Here is a 14,504-nt window from a genome sequence, read left to right as displayed (position 1 = left end):
CTTGTCCTCACCTCCCTTTACCGATTATCAAACCAGTAAACCACTCCTGTAAACGCATCGACAAATTGAATATGTGCCCCAGTTGGTAAGGTTGGATAATCAATGTTGGATAAAAATGAAAGCTTCTTCGTGTCGACTACGTCACCATAAAACGTACCCGAACACAACTTTCCTTCATCATGATCCATGTGCATCATAATATTAACGTATCTCTACTTCTGCTCGTTCTGTTTTGACTGACCTATGATAAATGGTTCAATAATTTTACTCATAAAGATCCTTCTTACTGTTAATCAAAAAAATCGCCGCCTGTCCGTCATAATCTGCGAATATAATTTCCACCGTTTCACTCGTCGTCGTGACGTGATAGCCTTTATACGTTAGACTTGGCTCATTCGTTAACGCAAAAAACAAATTTTGCTCGGCAACATAGAAAAACTCCTCCAACGCATGCTCGAGCATTTCTTCATTTTCGATTTGCAGGACAAATGCGGGTAAGTACTCCCGGTGAAAGCCTTTCGTTGAGAAACGAATAATTTTTTTAATCGTTGCCATTTCTTTGACTGGGTAAGGCGCGTTCAAAATCTCATCTTTTTCAAACGAATACGATCCAAAATAAAGCGTCATCGGGAACGTCCAACGACTTTGTGCGAACGTTTGCATAACAATCGGTGTTTGCTGTTCGCTCACGATTTCGTAAGCGGAAAAGCTGTCGTCTAATTTCAAAGATCGTACGTTATTTTTATACGGAACAAACTTCATACTGGCAACCCTTCCCTTTCACTTGAATGCAATCGCAAACTTGGTCATCCGACGTGCTCTATGCTACGACTTGATGGCAGCTTTTTATTCAAATAACGACAATTGCTCACCAGGTCCTGCAACGATTAATACAACATCATCGTCCACTTGCGCCTGTAATTGCCAGCCCTCAAATTGATCATTATCTCCAATCACTTCTAGCTGCATTCCTGATACAAATTGAAGGCAAAGATTGTTCGGTAGTAGTAATTGAACTAACGAAATTTTCTGACGAGCGAGTGCAGTCAAATACAATAATTTATCTTTCGCCTCTCGTTTCACAACGGTTGTCTCACCATTTTGCGTCAACTTAAACGTTCCCTCAATTCGAAGTGTCACTTCATCATAGCGACTATTGCTTGTTGAAAGCTGTATGGCAGGTCCCCAAAAATGAAGACTATCGATTGTTTCATGTAGAACGCATTTTTCCATTAAATGCTGTATGTGTATATGTTCCGTCATGTTCAGTCTCCTTTAAAACAAAATGCGTTCATCACCATAACGTATAGTGCCCGCCTAAAATAAGGGAAGATTTTACCGTTATTCGAAGGATGTAGCTCATTTCGGGATAAATAAGGGAACGTTTTTCCGTTATTTCAAATAAAATCCCGATATTTCACGTCTTTTAGGTCAATAGCGGAATTTTCTTCCCTTATTTCGACTATTTTTTATGTCATTTTCGAAATAACGGAAATTCCTTCCGCTATTTATCTCCTTACGCAATTCAATTTACAAAAGATAAAAATTATTTATAAGTATAGCATTATTAGGGGGGCACATGATCTAAGCGAGCGCTGCTGCCCTAAAATTTAAATGCTTTAATAAACTAAACAAATCAAGATAAATGTATTCAATCCGATATTGGCGCATGCCTGTCCAGTGACCTAACATTTATCCACTAAATACTGAAAACAAACTTTAAAGGCTTTTTAATTGGTGCTGTTAAAAATTCGAATTATATTTTTTTCTAATAAAGTTTAATAAAGGCAATAATTGCTCGCTCTCTCGAACGTGCTTCATATAAATTTCTACAGGAAACAAATGCATATGCGGCTTTAATTCTAAAATTTTTAATCTCCCCTCTGCCAGTTCTTCTTCGATGAGAAACTTAGGTAAAAATCCAATTCCTAAACCGCCTATTACTAATTGTTTCACGATATTACTTTCTTTAATAGTATTTTTCCGGGGGATTTTGTGCTCTTGATCAATTAGTGTTAATAGCGGCTCAATCTCTTCGGAATAGCCTATAAACATTGGGTAATCATTAAGTAGCTCTGACAATATAATTGATATTTTTTTATCTTCATCTTTGAATGAATGTGGGTAAGCTAAAACAAGTGGACTTGTTTGTAATTTTTCTGCATGAATATCTTTAAACTTACTGTTGCTTGTACCTATCGCAAGGTGGACCGTTTGTAAGCGAATTAAAACATCTATATCATGTGATTCTTCTATTACGATATCAAGCTCGTAGTTTGTAAAATGGGACATAAATTCATACAAAATTTCTGGTAGTTTTGTTGTTACCAATATTGGAGACAGCGCAATGGAAAACTGGATCTTTTCAGAATTTGAATACGATAACAATAACTGTTTATTTTCATTAACCTTCTCTAAAATCTCTTTCGCTAAAGGATAAAAATATTCCCCTTCTCTTGTAAGTTGAATTTGAGTATGATTTCTTACAAACAGAGGTACCTTTAAATCTTCTTCCAATAATTTTATATGTACGGAAATGCTTGGTTGCGAAATAAACAGTCTTTCAGCAGCTACCCTAAAATTGCCGCACTCATAAACTGTCACGAAAGTTTTCAACCATTTTAACTCCATGATTCACCTTCTTCTAATTAATAATATTAATCAATTTTATTAATTTTTATTAATTCAGTTAATTTAACTTTTATTATACGATAAAGTCACTTAAAAGAAAGAAGGTATGAACATGGGAAAAAATCAAATTATCTCAACTTTTAATCGCTTTGCAGAAATGGAAGCAAAAGATAACAGCCCTCTATATGAATTTTGGTGCCATCGCATCGTTAAGGAGGATTTTCTGCTAGATTTAATCGAGCATATTCCTAAGACACAGCCTAAACCAAATCTCTTTTTTGCTTCGGTGCAATATTTAGCATTAAGATCAAAACGACCATTAGCTCACTGTTTTCTTCACCCGGAAGAAACCGAATTCGAAACGAGCTTTCATTTATTAAAGAATTTCTGTAAGGAAAATAAAAACAAGTTAATTCAATTATTCCAGACGAAAAAAGTGCAAACAAATGAGGTTCAACGAGCAGCCTACCTGTACCCCATTTTCCATGAAATTTTTAAACGAAGTAACAAACCATTAACACTTATCGAGATTGGAACAAGTGCAGGATTATTATTAAACCTTGATTATTATCAATACGAAATTCAACAATCTGATCCTATTCATTATGGAGCTAAAGGAAGTTCCCTTCAGATAAACGTGAAGAATTTAGGAGATACTTTAATCGGGATAGATACGTTTGAAATTAAAAACCGCTTAGGAATTGACTTAAACATTATCGACTTAAAAGAGGAAGACGACTATTATTGGCTCCAATGCTTAATTTGGCCAGAACAACAGAAGCGAAAAGAAAATTTAAAAAAGGCGCGTGAAATCCATTTAAACTGTCAGAAAACTTTATTAGAAGGTGATTTCAGAAAGTTGATTCCAAAGTATATTGGCGAACTAAATGAAGAATCACAAATTGTGATTTTTCATACGCATGTTGCCAATCAGTTCCCTTTAGAATTAAAGGAAGATTTATTATCAATGATCAACAATTTAAGCAGCAAAACACCGATTTACCATGTTTATAATAATATGTACGATCAACATTTACATGTGGATTATATTAATTCGAATGAGACAACTAACTTAAAAGTATTAAAAAATACGGATGGGCATGGGCTTTATTTTTATTGGAGTTAATTAATCGGATCGGTAGTACAATCGTACCGCAATAATTATCAAAAAAATCAATCATTTCTCCGTTATACTTAATTCTAGAGGTGGACAGCAATGTATAGTTTAATCGTGCAGGATATCATTACTACACTAGAGGATCATCTTTTGGAACATTGGCAACTAGAAGATTATGCAAAGAAAATCGGCTATTCTAAGTTTCATTTAACAAGAAGTTTTAAAAAGGAAACGGGGTTAACGATCGGAGAGTATATTCGGAAAAGGCGTCTTGCAATGGCTTCTCTATTCCTTCTTCATTCCGATTTAAGTATTATGGAAATTTCGCTTGAATGCCATTTCCAGTCTCAAGAAGCATTTACTAGAGCATTCAAAGAGCTATACAATCTGCCCCCTGGAAAATACCGCAATCTAATGAAATCAATTATGCGAACGGAGGAACTGGAAATGACGACAACAAACGAAGTAAAAGGCTGGTTTTTGAGCGGGACAAATCCAGCAGCGTACACAATGAAAGCAGATACTGAAGTATTTCATACCGGAACAAAATCCGGTTATCTAGGTTGCACTGGAGCTATGGATGAGGGGCAATTTGGTACAATGATGCAATCTTTTTCGGCAAAAAATTGGGTCGGCAAACGTTTCAAAATGTCTTGCTTTATTAAAACAAAGGAAGCGGTGAAATGTGGTGCGTGGTGCCGTATTGATTCTAAAAACGGTGATTTACTCCAATTTGATAATATGGACAACCGCGCTATCCATGGTACGACAGATTGGAATTACTACTCGATTGTACTGGATGTACCCGAAGATAGTGCTTCTATTCATTTTGGACTTTTACTCTCTGGAGCAGGAGAAGCATGGATTGATGGGATTAAATTTGAAGAAGTGGAGAAATCCGTAGCCACAACAAATATGATTGGTTCCGTTGGAGATCTCCCGTTAGAGCCGGTAAATTTAGGATTTGATGATTTCTAAATAAGCCAATTCAATATAATTGCTTGAAACTAAATTCCAGATTAAAGGCCTACTCCTTGTAATCTGGAATTCAGTTTATTATTAATAACTCCCTCTATTGATTACTCAAATACAGTTATTCTTCACATGGAGTTAGCACCAAATGCTTGCCAACGAAGTTACTAAAGCAACATTACATTCAATTTGTCATAAAGTAGCTACATCACGAGCTATTCCGATAAGATACCATTCTCCATCTCTTTCTTGATAGATGAACCGCAGTGATTGAAACAAATGCTCCGTTTCTCCAGGCGAATAGTATTCTACGTATTTAGCATCCGGGTAATAATCATGGATGGTATTAAAAACACCTGCAAAATTCTCTGCTGGTTCATTGAATGTAATAATACTATAATCTACTTCTCTTCTCCCCCAGCTTCGTAAGAGGAACTGTTGAACATATTCATCTAGGGACATTTTAAATTCTTTATCTGATTCATCTGCTCCCCATAAATACTTGGTATCATTACTTTTACTTATCTCCTGCTTTGTTAAGTTTACATATTCTCCTCCATAGCCTTCGGGATTCCCAAAATCCGCATAGAATGCAAAAGTAACTCCGTGTTCTGGATCAACCTTTTCAGCTACTTTTTCGTAGTTAGACTCCTTTAACAGCGAAAATATTTCTTCTGACAATGCTAATAATTCTTTTTCAGTTTCTTTGTCTGGATTAATTTCTTCAGTGTTAATAGTAGAAACCGGTTGCTTTTCATCCTCATTACATCCAGAAAGCACTAGCAAACTTATGACTAAAATTAAAAGCCCTTTAATATTTTTCATTTTCCCTCCTGTTACCTTTTTCTGGTTATTTGAAATCACCCTAATTAGTATAACTTGAGTCCAGTAGATAATTCCCAGTCTTCTCTTTATCCTTAACAAATGATAAACCCCTAAAATTATGCACACTATCTCTCCTTGAACCATATAACCTCTAAACTCAAAATTGTTATAATCAAAGTGTCTCTTATAGGTATTTCATTTGAATCCCCATAAGAAATCGTTTTATTCTCTTTATTAAGTTTTACTGTAGGGGCAAGAATTGCTTCTAAATATTCATAATCCTTGTTTATCATTGCACTTATTGCCCGTAGTGATAAATTAAGTGTTTCTTTTTATTGTTCATGCTGTGCTTCACTCAAATCACGGTTTTCTCCATTTCCTATTACTGGAGCAACCAAATTTTATCCTGGCTAGCCAGTAGATTTTCAGATTTAATGGAAGTAACACATATCAAATCATTGGAGGTATATATGAACCAATTAATCGAGCAGCTTGAAAAAAATAAAATTAAATTTAAAGAATATCTCTACTTTGCCCCCTATTTCCGTAAACGCTGGGAAGATGCTTTTGTTCACCATTTAAATGAAAGTGAAAAGGAAAAAATATATCTTTACGGAGATCGTTATTACTGTGGCTATTTATGGCATGTTTTTAGCAATGAACGAAAATCCCATTTTGTAAAAGCTGCCGCAAACAAAGCCTTTGATATGAAAAAGAAAACAAAGTGCTACGTGTTTCATCAGCGATTACCAGAAGTTTTGTTAATTGAACGAGCAGACACACTAAAAGCTATTCATTTTGAACAGGAAGAAGATGTCTATATTGTAGACGAGCATTTTACATGGACATACGTAGTAACACATGAAAGTGACTTTGGTCCTTACTATAGTGAGGCAGACTACTTGAACTGAGGAGATAAAAATTATACATCATACCATTGCCGTGATGTTAGACGATTGGGAAGGAGGATCGAATTTCAGATGAGAGGACTATCTTTTGAGATTCCAAACAGATATGGACAATTCTTGCTAGACATTTTAAATGCTTTCGATTTCAAAAATTATTTTTGGAAGACTGGTGGTGAGGAGGCTTATTATATTGAAAATGATAAATTAGGTAGCCCCCTATTCCCGAAACCATATGTATATACAGGAGACGCTTTTTATAAAAGAATTTCTGAAACGGATTATTATGTAATATTTGCGGACTTAAAAGCTTTTCCTGACCCTCTTCATGTGAGAGATTTCACTTCATATGAGCAGTTTTTGAACAGCCAATGTGAATTTGTACTTTTACTTGTGGATTGTTCCTATGTAACCATTTATGCAAAAGATACGCAAGTCCTTACAGCATTGTACGAACAGGCGATAGCTTCGAAATATGAAAATGTAGCCTATATTACCGATGAAAATGACAGCCGAACTACTTTTGAAATCTTTTAAATTCGAAATAAAAAAGGAAAATGCTAGAATTATGCATTTTCCTTCAATATTGATTTAAACTGAATTGGAGAACCTTATGTTTTCTTTATATTATTCAACGACTTCTTTTGCTAGGTTTTCTTCTCTATTGTTTTGTAACATATTAAATACGAAAATGCCCACTACAATTAATCCACCAGCTACATCCGTATAGAACTCAGGGATAATAAGTAATAATGCACCTGCTGCTAAAATGATACGGGTGAAGATGTTCATATAGGTTTTGAAATACCCCTCGATTGCAGCACCAATCCCCACTACACCTAAAATTGATGAAATCGTTACTGATAAAATATCAGGAATTGATGCCCACGGGAATTCAGTTGCGTTCATTGGTAGTCCTGTCGGATCAATTAAGAGCATCGCAGGAGCGTATACGAACAAATACGGTACAATAAATCCAGCTAGTGCCAAGCGAACGGATACGACACCAGTTCTCATTGGGCTGCCGCCAGAAAGTCCTGCTGCCGCAAATGAAGCCAGTGCGACAGGTGGTGTGATATTGGCAAAAATACCAAAATAGAATACAAACATATGCGCTACTAAAAGCGGTACACCGAATTCAGCAAGTGCAGGTGCGACCATCGTTGCGGTAATAATATAAGCTGGAATACTTGGTAGACCCATTCCGAGAATAATCGAAGCAATCATTGTCAGGAATAACGTCAAGAATAAGCTGCCTGAACCAAGTGTTGTAATGGCCGAAGTCAAGGTTGAGCCGAAACTTGTCAAATTCACTACACCGATAATGATACCAACTACTCCACAGGCAATAACGGTAGAAAGAGATTGACGTGCCCCGTCCTCTAATGCGAACAAAATATCTTTAATTGACATGCGTGTATGCTTTCGCACAGCTGCTACAACAACGGTTAAAACAATCGTCCAAAAGGCAGCATGTGCCACAGGCATTCCTGAACCGAGCAGGACAACTAGCCCCACTAACGGAACTATTAAATGACCTTTGTCGAGTAACACTTCTTTTACACGTGGCAAGTCTGGTTTTGGAATCCCTTTTAATCCATCTCGCCCTGCTCGAAAATGTACTTGCATAATTACCCCTAAAAAGTATAAAAGTGCGGGAATGACAGCAGCAAGTGCAATCGTACCGTAACTAATACCTGTTGTTTCCGCCATAATGAAGGCACTCGCTCCCATAACAGGCGGCAAAATTTGTCCACCTATGGAGGCACTTGCCTCTACGGCACCAGCGAAATCTTTTTTATACCCGATTCTTTTCATTAAAGGAATAGTAAAAGCTCCTGTTCCGACAACATTCGCAACGGCTGATCCATTAATACTCCCCATAAACGCACTCGAGATAACCGCCACTTTGGCAGGTCCCCCTTGTTTATGTCCTGCTAAAGCAAGTGCTAAATCGTTAAAGAACTGACCCATTCCGGATTTAGATAAAAAAGCACCAAACAAAATGAATAGGAAAATGAATTGCACGGAAGCTCCAATGGCTGTTGAAAATAACCCTTCCGTTTTTAAGAACAATTGACCGAAAATATCACCTAAGTCAAACTCTCGCGTCATCATCATTCGAGGTAGCCATCCTTGGTGACTGAAGAATGGATAACTTAAAAATATCAATGCCAAAATTGGTAAAATCCATCCTGTTACACGTCTTGCGGTTTCTAGTACCAATAAAACCGTCATGATGGCAACGATGATATCTACCGTGTTCGGAATACCACCTCGTGTTGAAACAATATCCTGATATTCTACAAATAAGTAGCCACAAGCTCCAATACTTAGAGCAAATAAAATCCAATCATAAAAAGGAATTTTGTCTCTTCGTTGTTTGTTGAAGGTTGGATAGATTAAAAACACAAGTCCCATGGCAAACAGTAAGTGAACTGAACGCAATAACAGGGTCGGAATTGGATTAAACGTAATATACAAATGAAATAGTGAATACAGAATGCCTAAAACACTCAGCAGGATGACTAAACTTTTGTTACTGTATTTACGTATTTTGGAATCAGTATCGTATTTTTCGAGTACTTCTTGTACTTTCTCACTCGAAATTTCTTCAGCTAACACCGTTTCTTTTTTTCCTTCTGTCATAACTTTACCCCCTTAAATACCATATCCCATAAAGAGAGTTTCGTTACGGAAATGGTAACGACTTCATAATTTTTTGTCAGCTTATATAATGGTACTTCCTTTTCTTCTAACAGCAGTGTGCTTTGTACGTTCTCAGATACAACTAGTTGCAGAGATCGAAACATTCTGTCGATGTCCATTGTTACATAGCCGTTTTCAAGCACAGTATTCTTCCCGTCATTCGGTGTGCTGGGGACCCCTGCCCCGAACGTTTTAAATGATGTGTGTGTTAAAAGTAGTTGATCATTTTTTATTTCATAAAACTCCACCCACTCCTCTTTTTCCACTGAATGAATCCATGCCAGTTCAAATGCATCTTGCCAAGTCCAATACATCTGTTCATCGGCTTCGACAGTTACAACTGAAAAATTCAAGAAAAAAGAAGCGAAAAGGAGGGCGATTACTACCGCTCCTCCGATTGTAAAGCTCTTACTTCGCTTGCTCATCATAATAACGTTGTGCACCTGGATGAATTGGTGCTACAACGCTTTCTTGTGCAGCGTCTAATGTAATATCATTTGCAGCTTGATGTGAATTTTGAAGAGTAGGTAAACTTTCAAAGAATTGCTTCGTTAAATCATATACATCATCTTCACTCATATCTGTACGAACAACCAGTGCGTTTGGCACGGCCGCTGTTGTAATCGCTTCTTCATTTTTATACGTATCTACTGCGATATCATACGAAATAAAGTAAGGATGTTCTTTTGCAATTTCTGCTACTTTTTCAGCGTTTACGGATACTAATTGGATACCTGTTGTTTCAGCTAACTCCATGACAGAAGCATTTGGTAAGCCACTCGTTAAAAAGGCTGCATCAATTGTTCCAGCTTTTAAGCCATCCGCTGCTTCCGCATACCCTAAGTAATCCACTTTAACATCCTCATATGTAATCCCGTGCCCATTCAGTAATACGCGGGCATTAATTTCTACACCTGAGTTTTGATCTCCAACAGCTATGCGTTTTCCTTTTAAATCTTCAATTGTATTAATTCCCGATCCTTCTTTTGTAATGATTTGTACAACGTTCGGATACAATGTTGCGATTTGAGAAACATTTTTTATCGGTTCATTAAAACTCACTTCTCCATTGATTGCCTGTGACAAAGCATCACTCATGACAAATGCCATTTCTGCTTTCCCTTGTTCCAATAAATTAATGTTTTCTACAGATGCACCCGTTGTTTGCGTACGAGAGTTCACATCAAACTCTTTCACGTATTGATCCGCAAGCGTTGTACCGATGATATTATAAGGCCCACTCGCACCACCTGTTGCAATTGTTACGATGTTTGTTTCCAAACCTTCAGTTGCGTCAGTTCCCCCATTTTCTTTGTCATCACTTCCATTACAAGCAGCAAGTGCCAATGATAACGATAAAGCAGAAACTAAAAATAATTTTTTCTTCATGAAATTCCTCCTTATTTTTTATACTATACTGCTAGTTTAGCTATTCAGAACAAAAAAGGAAACCCTTACATTGCAATTTATTCTAAAAATTACGAATAAATGCTAAAGTTCACGCATATCTCCTGTTTATTAAAAATTCTAATTTCTTCATCGTGATATCTGGTTATTGGGGAGAAAACAGTAATTATGGGATTTAAAAAGTCGAGCACTACAAATGTTATCAAACGTCGGTTTAGTACTTGTTTTACTTGTATTCAATAATCGGGTGATGCAACCTTTTATTGTAAAATAAGTCAGATTACAAAATCAGGTATTGTGATAGGGAGTGTTCATCATTGGAATTTCATTAATATTTTTAATGGTTGTTGGCATTATTGCATTTTTAACGTTTTCCATTCCTGTATTTATAGCTGTTAGAAAAGTTCATAAAGGAAACCCACCTCGAAAATTTTCTTATGTAATAGTAGGACTGTTGGTTTTTCATTGGGTATTTTACTTAATTAGTGGTTACGCCCTTTTACCAACAAATATAGCGGATGCTGTGTTTATACCCGTATGGTTAGCATTATGCGTCGCAGGTGCAATTACAGCAATCTATGAATTTAAAAACAATAAAGTTTTTGCTATTCCAGTTGCTGGCTTAACCATTATCAGTTTATTACTTTGTATTTTTATCTATGGTATATCAAAGATGTAAATTAGCAATCGAGCTCGATTTTTTAATAAGCATCGTTTTTCTTATTAAACTAACGAGCTTTAGGTGCAATAAGCATTTTGAAATTCGCCCAAAATTTGCTTTGGGAATGTTCTAAAGGTATTTTAAATAACAAATCGAATATAGATTAAATAACTATTATTGGGGGTGTCATATGAAGAAATGGATATTCTTAATAGCCTTTTTTGTTTTGGGGGGAGTCATTTTTTCTATTTGGACTGAGCAAAACAAAGTGAATTACATAGGGGGAATATTAAATAACATTTCCTCAGTCGATTTAATCATCGTAAAAGATAGCGAAACAGAGAAACAAATATACGAATATACTCAGAACGATAATTTTTTTAACGATATGGTTAATATATATGACCAGCCCTTTTTTGAATTAAAAAAATCTGAAAAAAAATTATTAAATAAGGAATCCACATATGTTATCGAGTATTTAAATGATAATACAATTCAATATAAAGTGAATATATACAAAGTAGAAGATAGTACAGAGGTATTGGTTGATAAGGAATCTGCCACGGAAATTAAAGAATTCGACTACATCTTTTCACCCGAAAGTACAAATCATAGCTATGTTTTTGCAACGGAGAAGTATCATTATTTATTAGGATTGAATGATGGGTTGAAACAGATTGTAGATGAAATTTTAAACTTGTAGTATTCATAACAATTCAAAATAACGTCCCAAAATGCTACTTTCAATCTGTCTAGCTAATGGGGAGCATATCACAGCAGCCGAACTACTATTGAAATCTTTTAAATTAGAAAAAGGAAAATGCGCTATTTCAGGCATTTTCCTTTATAAATGGTTTGGAAGCTTGATTAACTGTATTAAAAAACCTTTATTTTTTTGAATAATAAACTGACTATGATATTTATTATAACGAGCACTCCAAAAAAGACGGTGAACAGGTTAAAGAACGGCGTATCGTAAAAGTTAAACCACTCTTTAAACAGCAGGGTATCTGTAAGGGTACCAAATAAATTCCCGTCTATTTCTCTTAAACGAGGAATCCAGCCTGTAAACTCCATTAATACAAAAACCACTTGTAATAATAAAAAAGCAAAAATAGGAAGTAACCACTGTTTTTTTATTAGTTTCATAAAAACTCCTCCTAAAGGGATTTTTAAAACACTTTCTTTTCATAAATTCGAATTGATAATAACCAGGATAGAATATACGTAATCACCAAGATAAGGCCTGCATATAAAATAAGCTGCGATTCCCCTAAATTCATTATTTTGGTGAAAATTTCCCGAATCTGATCATTTAAATTAGGGATGAAAAACATAATTATTGCCAAATAAAGTCCAAAGCATGTGAAAAATGTGATGTTCACATATTTACTAGTAAATTTATAGGCCACTGGGTACATAAAAGAAACGACAAATAACGATCCGATTGCAATCATTAATAAATGAAACCCGTTTGGTAACACTTGTTGAAATAATAAACTACCACCAGTTATCGCCAATACGATTAATAAAATAAAAAGTATTGCTGAAATGTATTTTGAGCTGACAATTTCTTTACGTGTAAAAGGTAATGAGCTTAATAACATTTGTGCATGTCGCTTTTCATCCGTTGAAAATAGGTTTAATGTCAATGTCATGGAAAATAGTAGACCTAGAAAAATAATCGGAATATCGATGTACATATAAATAAGCAAAACAAGAAACATTCCCATTAGCATTTTTTTATGAATGATTAAATCCTTTTTAACTAATTGATACACCCTTCTCTCCACCTTTCTTTGTATAGAACATAATATCTTCGAGCGTTGCTGTTTCGTATATAGCTAAGTCTCCAAATAATTGCATTACCTGTTCCTTATTACACGACAAACCTTCGAATCCTAGCTCTGTTTTTCTAACTGCAATAAACTCTTTCTCGGTGTCTTGATCAAGTAAATTCAACCCGCCTTTAACGAGGACGTATTTTTCTGCGATTGTATAAAATTCATGCATAAATATTAGCTCTCCATTGTGAAGGAAGATAATATAATCTGCAATCCGATCTAAATCGGATGTTATATGTGTTGAAAAGAATATGGTTTTTTCGCCATCCTGTACAATCTCATGCAATAAATTTAAAAACTCACGTCTGAACACTGGATCCAGTCCTGCTGTCGGCTCATCCATAATAATCAGTTCTGCATGATGGGATAGAGCGATTGCCAGTGAAGCTTTCATCATCATCCCTTTAGAGAAGGTTTTGATTTTCTTCTTTAAAGGCAAATGAAATTGCTCTACATATTTATAAAAAAGTTCGTCATCCCATTGTATATATACTGGCTGAATTAAATTCTTCATTTCCTGCAATGAAAGATGCTCATAAAATACATGTTCATCATAGACAAAACCGATCCTCTGTTTGATTTCTTTTTCATGTGTTTTATAATTTAAACCGAAAACTTTAACTTCCCCACTGTCAGGCTGCAGTATATTCATAAGCAGCTTAATCGCCGTTGATTTCCCCGTCCCATTTGCTCCAACAAACCCAGTAACAAAGCCTTTTTTAATTTCAAAGGTAAGATTCTTAATCGCAAAATCATTAAAAGCTTTATTCACATTTGTAAATTGTATTACTGATTCCATTAATCCATCTCCTCATATAACAATGTCATAATTTCTTTTAGTTCATCTAAACTTAAACCGATTTCCTTGCTGTTTTTTATAGCCTGACTTAACTGTTCTTCAATTACTTTTTGTTTTCTTTCGATAATCATTTCGATATTTTGCTCCGAAACGAAGGAGCCCTTCCCGACAACAGAGTAAATTAATCCGGCCTTTTCCAATTCCTCATATGCGCGCTTTGTCGTAATGACACTGACCTCTAAATCTTTTGCCATATTACGCATAGAAGGTAAAGCATATCCCGAAGGAAGTTCGTTAGCCAAAATACTTTTCTTTATTTGATTAAAGATTTGCTCGTAAATCGGTTCTTTCGAATTGTGAGCGATTAAAATTTGCATGCTTGTATCCTCAATTCATATTGTATATATACTTTATATACAATATACATAATCACTCCATTTATTGTCAATAAAATCATTAATTTATATTTCATAAAAGATAAACATAAAAAAACCCGCTCAATTTTATGAACGGGTCTTGTCGGTTGGAATTATCTTACTGGAAGTTAATATCAGACATTAATTGGTTTCGTTTCAAAATAAGGTCCATTGCTTTCCCCCTATAATTCGGTTATTCAATCGATCCATAGCATATA

At 35.3% G+C, this 14,504-nt stretch carries 18 protein-coding genes; 6 read left to right on the top strand and 12 right to left on the bottom strand.

Annotated elements, in window-relative coordinates; translation table 11 throughout:
• Nucleotides 1–17: 17 nt before the first annotated feature.
• From MHH95_RS11405 to MHH95_RS11390, 4 genes are all read right to left on the bottom strand, one after another.
• Nucleotides 18–197, bottom strand: coding sequence for a hypothetical protein (locus MHH95_RS11405; protein WP_191703058.1), 180 nt, complete (start codon nucleotides 195–197; stop codon nucleotides 18–20).
• Nucleotides 198–264: 67 nt separating this feature from the next.
• Nucleotides 265–762 (bottom strand): hypothetical protein, encoded by a 498-nt coding sequence (locus tag MHH95_RS11400; protein ID WP_191703057.1) that lies wholly within the window; start codon nucleotides 760–762, stop codon nucleotides 265–267.
• 84 nt (nucleotides 763–846) lie between these two features.
• Nucleotides 847–1,263, bottom strand: a complete 417-nt coding sequence (locus MHH95_RS11395; protein WP_191703056.1) for a DUF6188 family protein — start codon at nucleotides 1,261–1,263, stop codon at nucleotides 847–849.
• A 480-nt stretch (nucleotides 1,264–1,743) separates the two neighbouring features.
• Entirely contained in the window at nucleotides 1,744–2,631 is an 888-nt protein-coding gene (locus MHH95_RS11390) for a LysR family transcriptional regulator (protein WP_340727654.1), read from the bottom strand.
• 112 nt (nucleotides 2,632–2,743) lie between these two features.
• Here MHH95_RS11390 and MHH95_RS11385 point away from each other — a divergent pair, with 112 nt between their 5' ends.
• Both MHH95_RS11385 and MHH95_RS11380 read left to right on the top strand, forming a co-directional pair.
• Nucleotides 2,744–3,757, top strand: coding sequence for a DUF2332 domain-containing protein (locus tag MHH95_RS11385; RefSeq protein WP_340727653.1), 1,014 nt, complete (start codon nucleotides 2,744–2,746; stop codon nucleotides 3,755–3,757).
• 90 nt (nucleotides 3,758–3,847) lie between these two features.
• The gene (locus MHH95_RS11380) at nucleotides 3,848–4,726 is read left to right on the top strand and encodes a helix-turn-helix transcriptional regulator (RefSeq protein WP_340727652.1); all 879 of its coding nucleotides are present in this window, start codon (nucleotides 3,848–3,850) and stop codon (nucleotides 4,724–4,726) included.
• A 186-nt stretch (nucleotides 4,727–4,912) separates the two neighbouring features.
• Here the strand turns inward: MHH95_RS11380 and MHH95_RS11375 are convergent, their stop codons facing one another.
• Nucleotides 4,913–5,545: a hypothetical protein gene (locus MHH95_RS11375; protein ID WP_340727651.1), complete on the bottom strand. Its 633-nt coding sequence runs from the start codon at nucleotides 5,543–5,545 to the stop codon at nucleotides 4,913–4,915.
• Between the two features lie 470 nt (nucleotides 5,546–6,015).
• On the opposite strand from MHH95_RS11375, the gene MHH95_RS11370 reads away from it, so the two are divergent.
• Both MHH95_RS11370 and MHH95_RS11365 read left to right on the top strand, forming a co-directional pair.
• Nucleotides 6,016–6,456: a DUF4275 family protein gene (locus tag MHH95_RS11370; protein WP_340727650.1), complete on the top strand. Its 441-nt coding sequence runs from the start codon at nucleotides 6,016–6,018 to the stop codon at nucleotides 6,454–6,456.
• Between the two features lie 69 nt (nucleotides 6,457–6,525).
• Complete coding sequence (locus tag MHH95_RS11365) at nucleotides 6,526–6,987, top strand: DUF2691 family protein (protein WP_340727649.1); 462 nt, start codon at nucleotides 6,526–6,528, stop codon at nucleotides 6,985–6,987.
• A 90-nt stretch (nucleotides 6,988–7,077) separates the two neighbouring features.
• On the opposite strand, the gene MHH95_RS11360 is transcribed toward MHH95_RS11365, so the two are convergent.
• From MHH95_RS11360 to MHH95_RS11350, 3 genes are read right to left on the bottom strand one after another with little or no spacing between them, the layout of a single operon-like run.
• Nucleotides 7,078–9,099 (bottom strand): TRAP transporter permease, encoded by a 2,022-nt coding sequence (locus MHH95_RS11360; protein ID WP_340727648.1) that lies wholly within the window; start codon nucleotides 9,097–9,099, stop codon nucleotides 7,078–7,080.
• Nucleotides 9,096–9,512 carry a DUF1850 domain-containing protein gene (locus MHH95_RS11355; RefSeq protein WP_340727647.1) on the bottom strand — a complete coding sequence of 139 codons (417 nt, stop codon included), beginning with the start codon at nucleotides 9,510–9,512 and terminating at the stop codon, nucleotides 9,096–9,098. Before MHH95_RS11355 ends, MHH95_RS11360 begins: the two co-directional genes overlap by 4 nt.
• 55 nt (nucleotides 9,513–9,567) lie before the next feature.
• The gene (locus MHH95_RS11350) at nucleotides 9,568–10,548 is read right to left on the bottom strand and encodes a TAXI family TRAP transporter solute-binding subunit (protein ID WP_191699282.1); all 981 of its coding nucleotides are present in this window, start codon (nucleotides 10,546–10,548) and stop codon (nucleotides 9,568–9,570) included.
• A 358-nt stretch (nucleotides 10,549–10,906) separates the two neighbouring features.
• Here MHH95_RS11350 and MHH95_RS11345 point away from each other — a divergent pair, with 358 nt between their 5' ends.
• Together MHH95_RS11345 and MHH95_RS11340 are read left to right on the top strand one after the other, a co-directional pair.
• Nucleotides 10,907–11,245: a hypothetical protein gene (locus MHH95_RS11345; protein WP_340727646.1), complete on the top strand. Its 339-nt coding sequence runs from the start codon at nucleotides 10,907–10,909 to the stop codon at nucleotides 11,243–11,245.
• Between the two features lie 172 nt (nucleotides 11,246–11,417).
• Nucleotides 11,418–11,930: a hypothetical protein gene (locus MHH95_RS11340; protein ID WP_340727645.1), complete on the top strand. Its 513-nt coding sequence runs from the start codon at nucleotides 11,418–11,420 to the stop codon at nucleotides 11,928–11,930.
• A gap of 173 nt (nucleotides 11,931–12,103) precedes the next feature.
• On the opposite strand, the gene MHH95_RS11335 is transcribed toward MHH95_RS11340, so the two are convergent.
• Genes MHH95_RS11335 through MHH95_RS11320 form a run of 4 tightly spaced genes read right to left on the bottom strand, consistent with a single transcriptional unit; the run spans nucleotide 12,104 to nucleotide 14,247 of the window.
• Complete coding sequence (locus MHH95_RS11335) at nucleotides 12,104–12,376, bottom strand: YfzA family protein (protein WP_340727644.1); 273 nt, start codon at nucleotides 12,374–12,376, stop codon at nucleotides 12,104–12,106.
• Nucleotides 12,377–12,399: 23 nt separating this feature from the next.
• Nucleotides 12,400–13,008 carry an ABC-2 transporter permease gene (locus MHH95_RS11330; RefSeq protein ID WP_340727643.1) on the bottom strand — a complete coding sequence of 203 codons (609 nt, stop codon included), beginning with the start codon at nucleotides 13,006–13,008 and terminating at the stop codon, nucleotides 12,400–12,402.
• Nucleotides 12,992–13,870 carry an ABC transporter ATP-binding protein gene (locus MHH95_RS11325; protein ID WP_340727642.1) on the bottom strand — a complete coding sequence of 293 codons (879 nt, stop codon included), beginning with the start codon at nucleotides 13,868–13,870 and terminating at the stop codon, nucleotides 12,992–12,994. Before MHH95_RS11325 ends, MHH95_RS11330 begins: the two co-directional genes overlap by 17 nt.
• Nucleotides 13,870–14,247 (bottom strand): GntR family transcriptional regulator, encoded by a 378-nt coding sequence (locus MHH95_RS11320; protein WP_340727641.1) that lies wholly within the window; start codon nucleotides 14,245–14,247, stop codon nucleotides 13,870–13,872. The genes MHH95_RS11325 and MHH95_RS11320 overlap by 1 nt, the downstream gene beginning before the upstream one ends.
• Nucleotides 14,248–14,504 lie beyond the last annotated feature (257 nt).

The sequence above is a fragment of the Solibacillus sp. FSL K6-4121 genome (assembly GCF_038002585.1).
Taxonomy (GTDB): Bacteria; Bacillota; Bacilli; order Bacillales_A; family Planococcaceae; genus Solibacillus; species Solibacillus faecavium.
The sequence above is the reverse complement of the archived record's forward strand: the minus strand, read 5'-3'. Positions and strand labels throughout refer to the sequence as shown.

What these genes read in the sequence shown, in the direction of transcription:
- MHH95_RS11345 (WP_340727646.1), top strand. Translation starts at nt 10,907, where the DNA reads ATGGTTGTTGGCATTATTGCATTTTTAACGTTTTCCATTCCTGTATTT.
- MHH95_RS11400 (WP_191703057.1), bottom strand. Translation starts at nt 762, where the DNA reads ATGAAGTTTGTTCCGTATAAAAATAACGTACGATCTTTGAAATTAGAC.
- MHH95_RS11360 (WP_340727648.1), bottom strand. Translation starts at nt 9,099, where the DNA reads ATGACAGAAGGAAAAAAAGAAACGGTGTTAGCTGAAGAAATTTCGAGT.
- MHH95_RS11395 (WP_191703056.1), bottom strand. Translation starts at nt 1,263, where the DNA reads ATGACGGAACATATACACATACAGCATTTAATGGAAAAATGCGTTCTA.
- MHH95_RS11320 (WP_340727641.1), bottom strand. Translation starts at nt 14,247, where the DNA reads ATGCAAATTTTAATCGCTCACAATTCGAAAGAACCGATTTACGAGCAA.
- MHH95_RS11385 (WP_340727653.1), top strand. Translation starts at nt 2,744, where the DNA reads ATGGGAAAAAATCAAATTATCTCAACTTTTAATCGCTTTGCAGAAATG.
- MHH95_RS11390 (WP_340727654.1), bottom strand. Translation starts at nt 2,631, where the DNA reads ATGGAGTTAAAATGGTTGAAAACTTTCGTGACAGTTTATGAGTGCGGC.
- MHH95_RS11350 (WP_191699282.1), bottom strand. Translation starts at nt 10,548, where the DNA reads ATGAAGAAAAAATTATTTTTAGTTTCTGCTTTATCGTTATCATTGGCA.
- MHH95_RS11340 (WP_340727645.1), top strand. Translation starts at nt 11,418, where the DNA reads ATGAAGAAATGGATATTCTTAATAGCCTTTTTTGTTTTGGGGGGAGTC.
- MHH95_RS11370 (WP_340727650.1), top strand. Translation starts at nt 6,016, where the DNA reads ATGAACCAATTAATCGAGCAGCTTGAAAAAAATAAAATTAAATTTAAA.
- MHH95_RS11365 (WP_340727649.1), top strand. Translation starts at nt 6,526, where the DNA reads ATGAGAGGACTATCTTTTGAGATTCCAAACAGATATGGACAATTCTTG.
- MHH95_RS11375 (WP_340727651.1), bottom strand. Translation starts at nt 5,545, where the DNA reads ATGAAAAATATTAAAGGGCTTTTAATTTTAGTCATAAGTTTGCTAGTG.
- MHH95_RS11335 (WP_340727644.1), bottom strand. Translation starts at nt 12,376, where the DNA reads ATGAAACTAATAAAAAAACAGTGGTTACTTCCTATTTTTGCTTTTTTA.
- MHH95_RS11325 (WP_340727642.1), bottom strand. Translation starts at nt 13,870, where the DNA reads ATGGAATCAGTAATACAATTTACAAATGTGAATAAAGCTTTTAATGAT.
- MHH95_RS11380 (WP_340727652.1), top strand. Translation starts at nt 3,848, where the DNA reads ATGTATAGTTTAATCGTGCAGGATATCATTACTACACTAGAGGATCAT.
- MHH95_RS11405 (WP_191703058.1), bottom strand. Translation starts at nt 197, where the DNA reads ATGATGCACATGGATCATGATGAAGGAAAGTTGTGTTCGGGTACGTTT.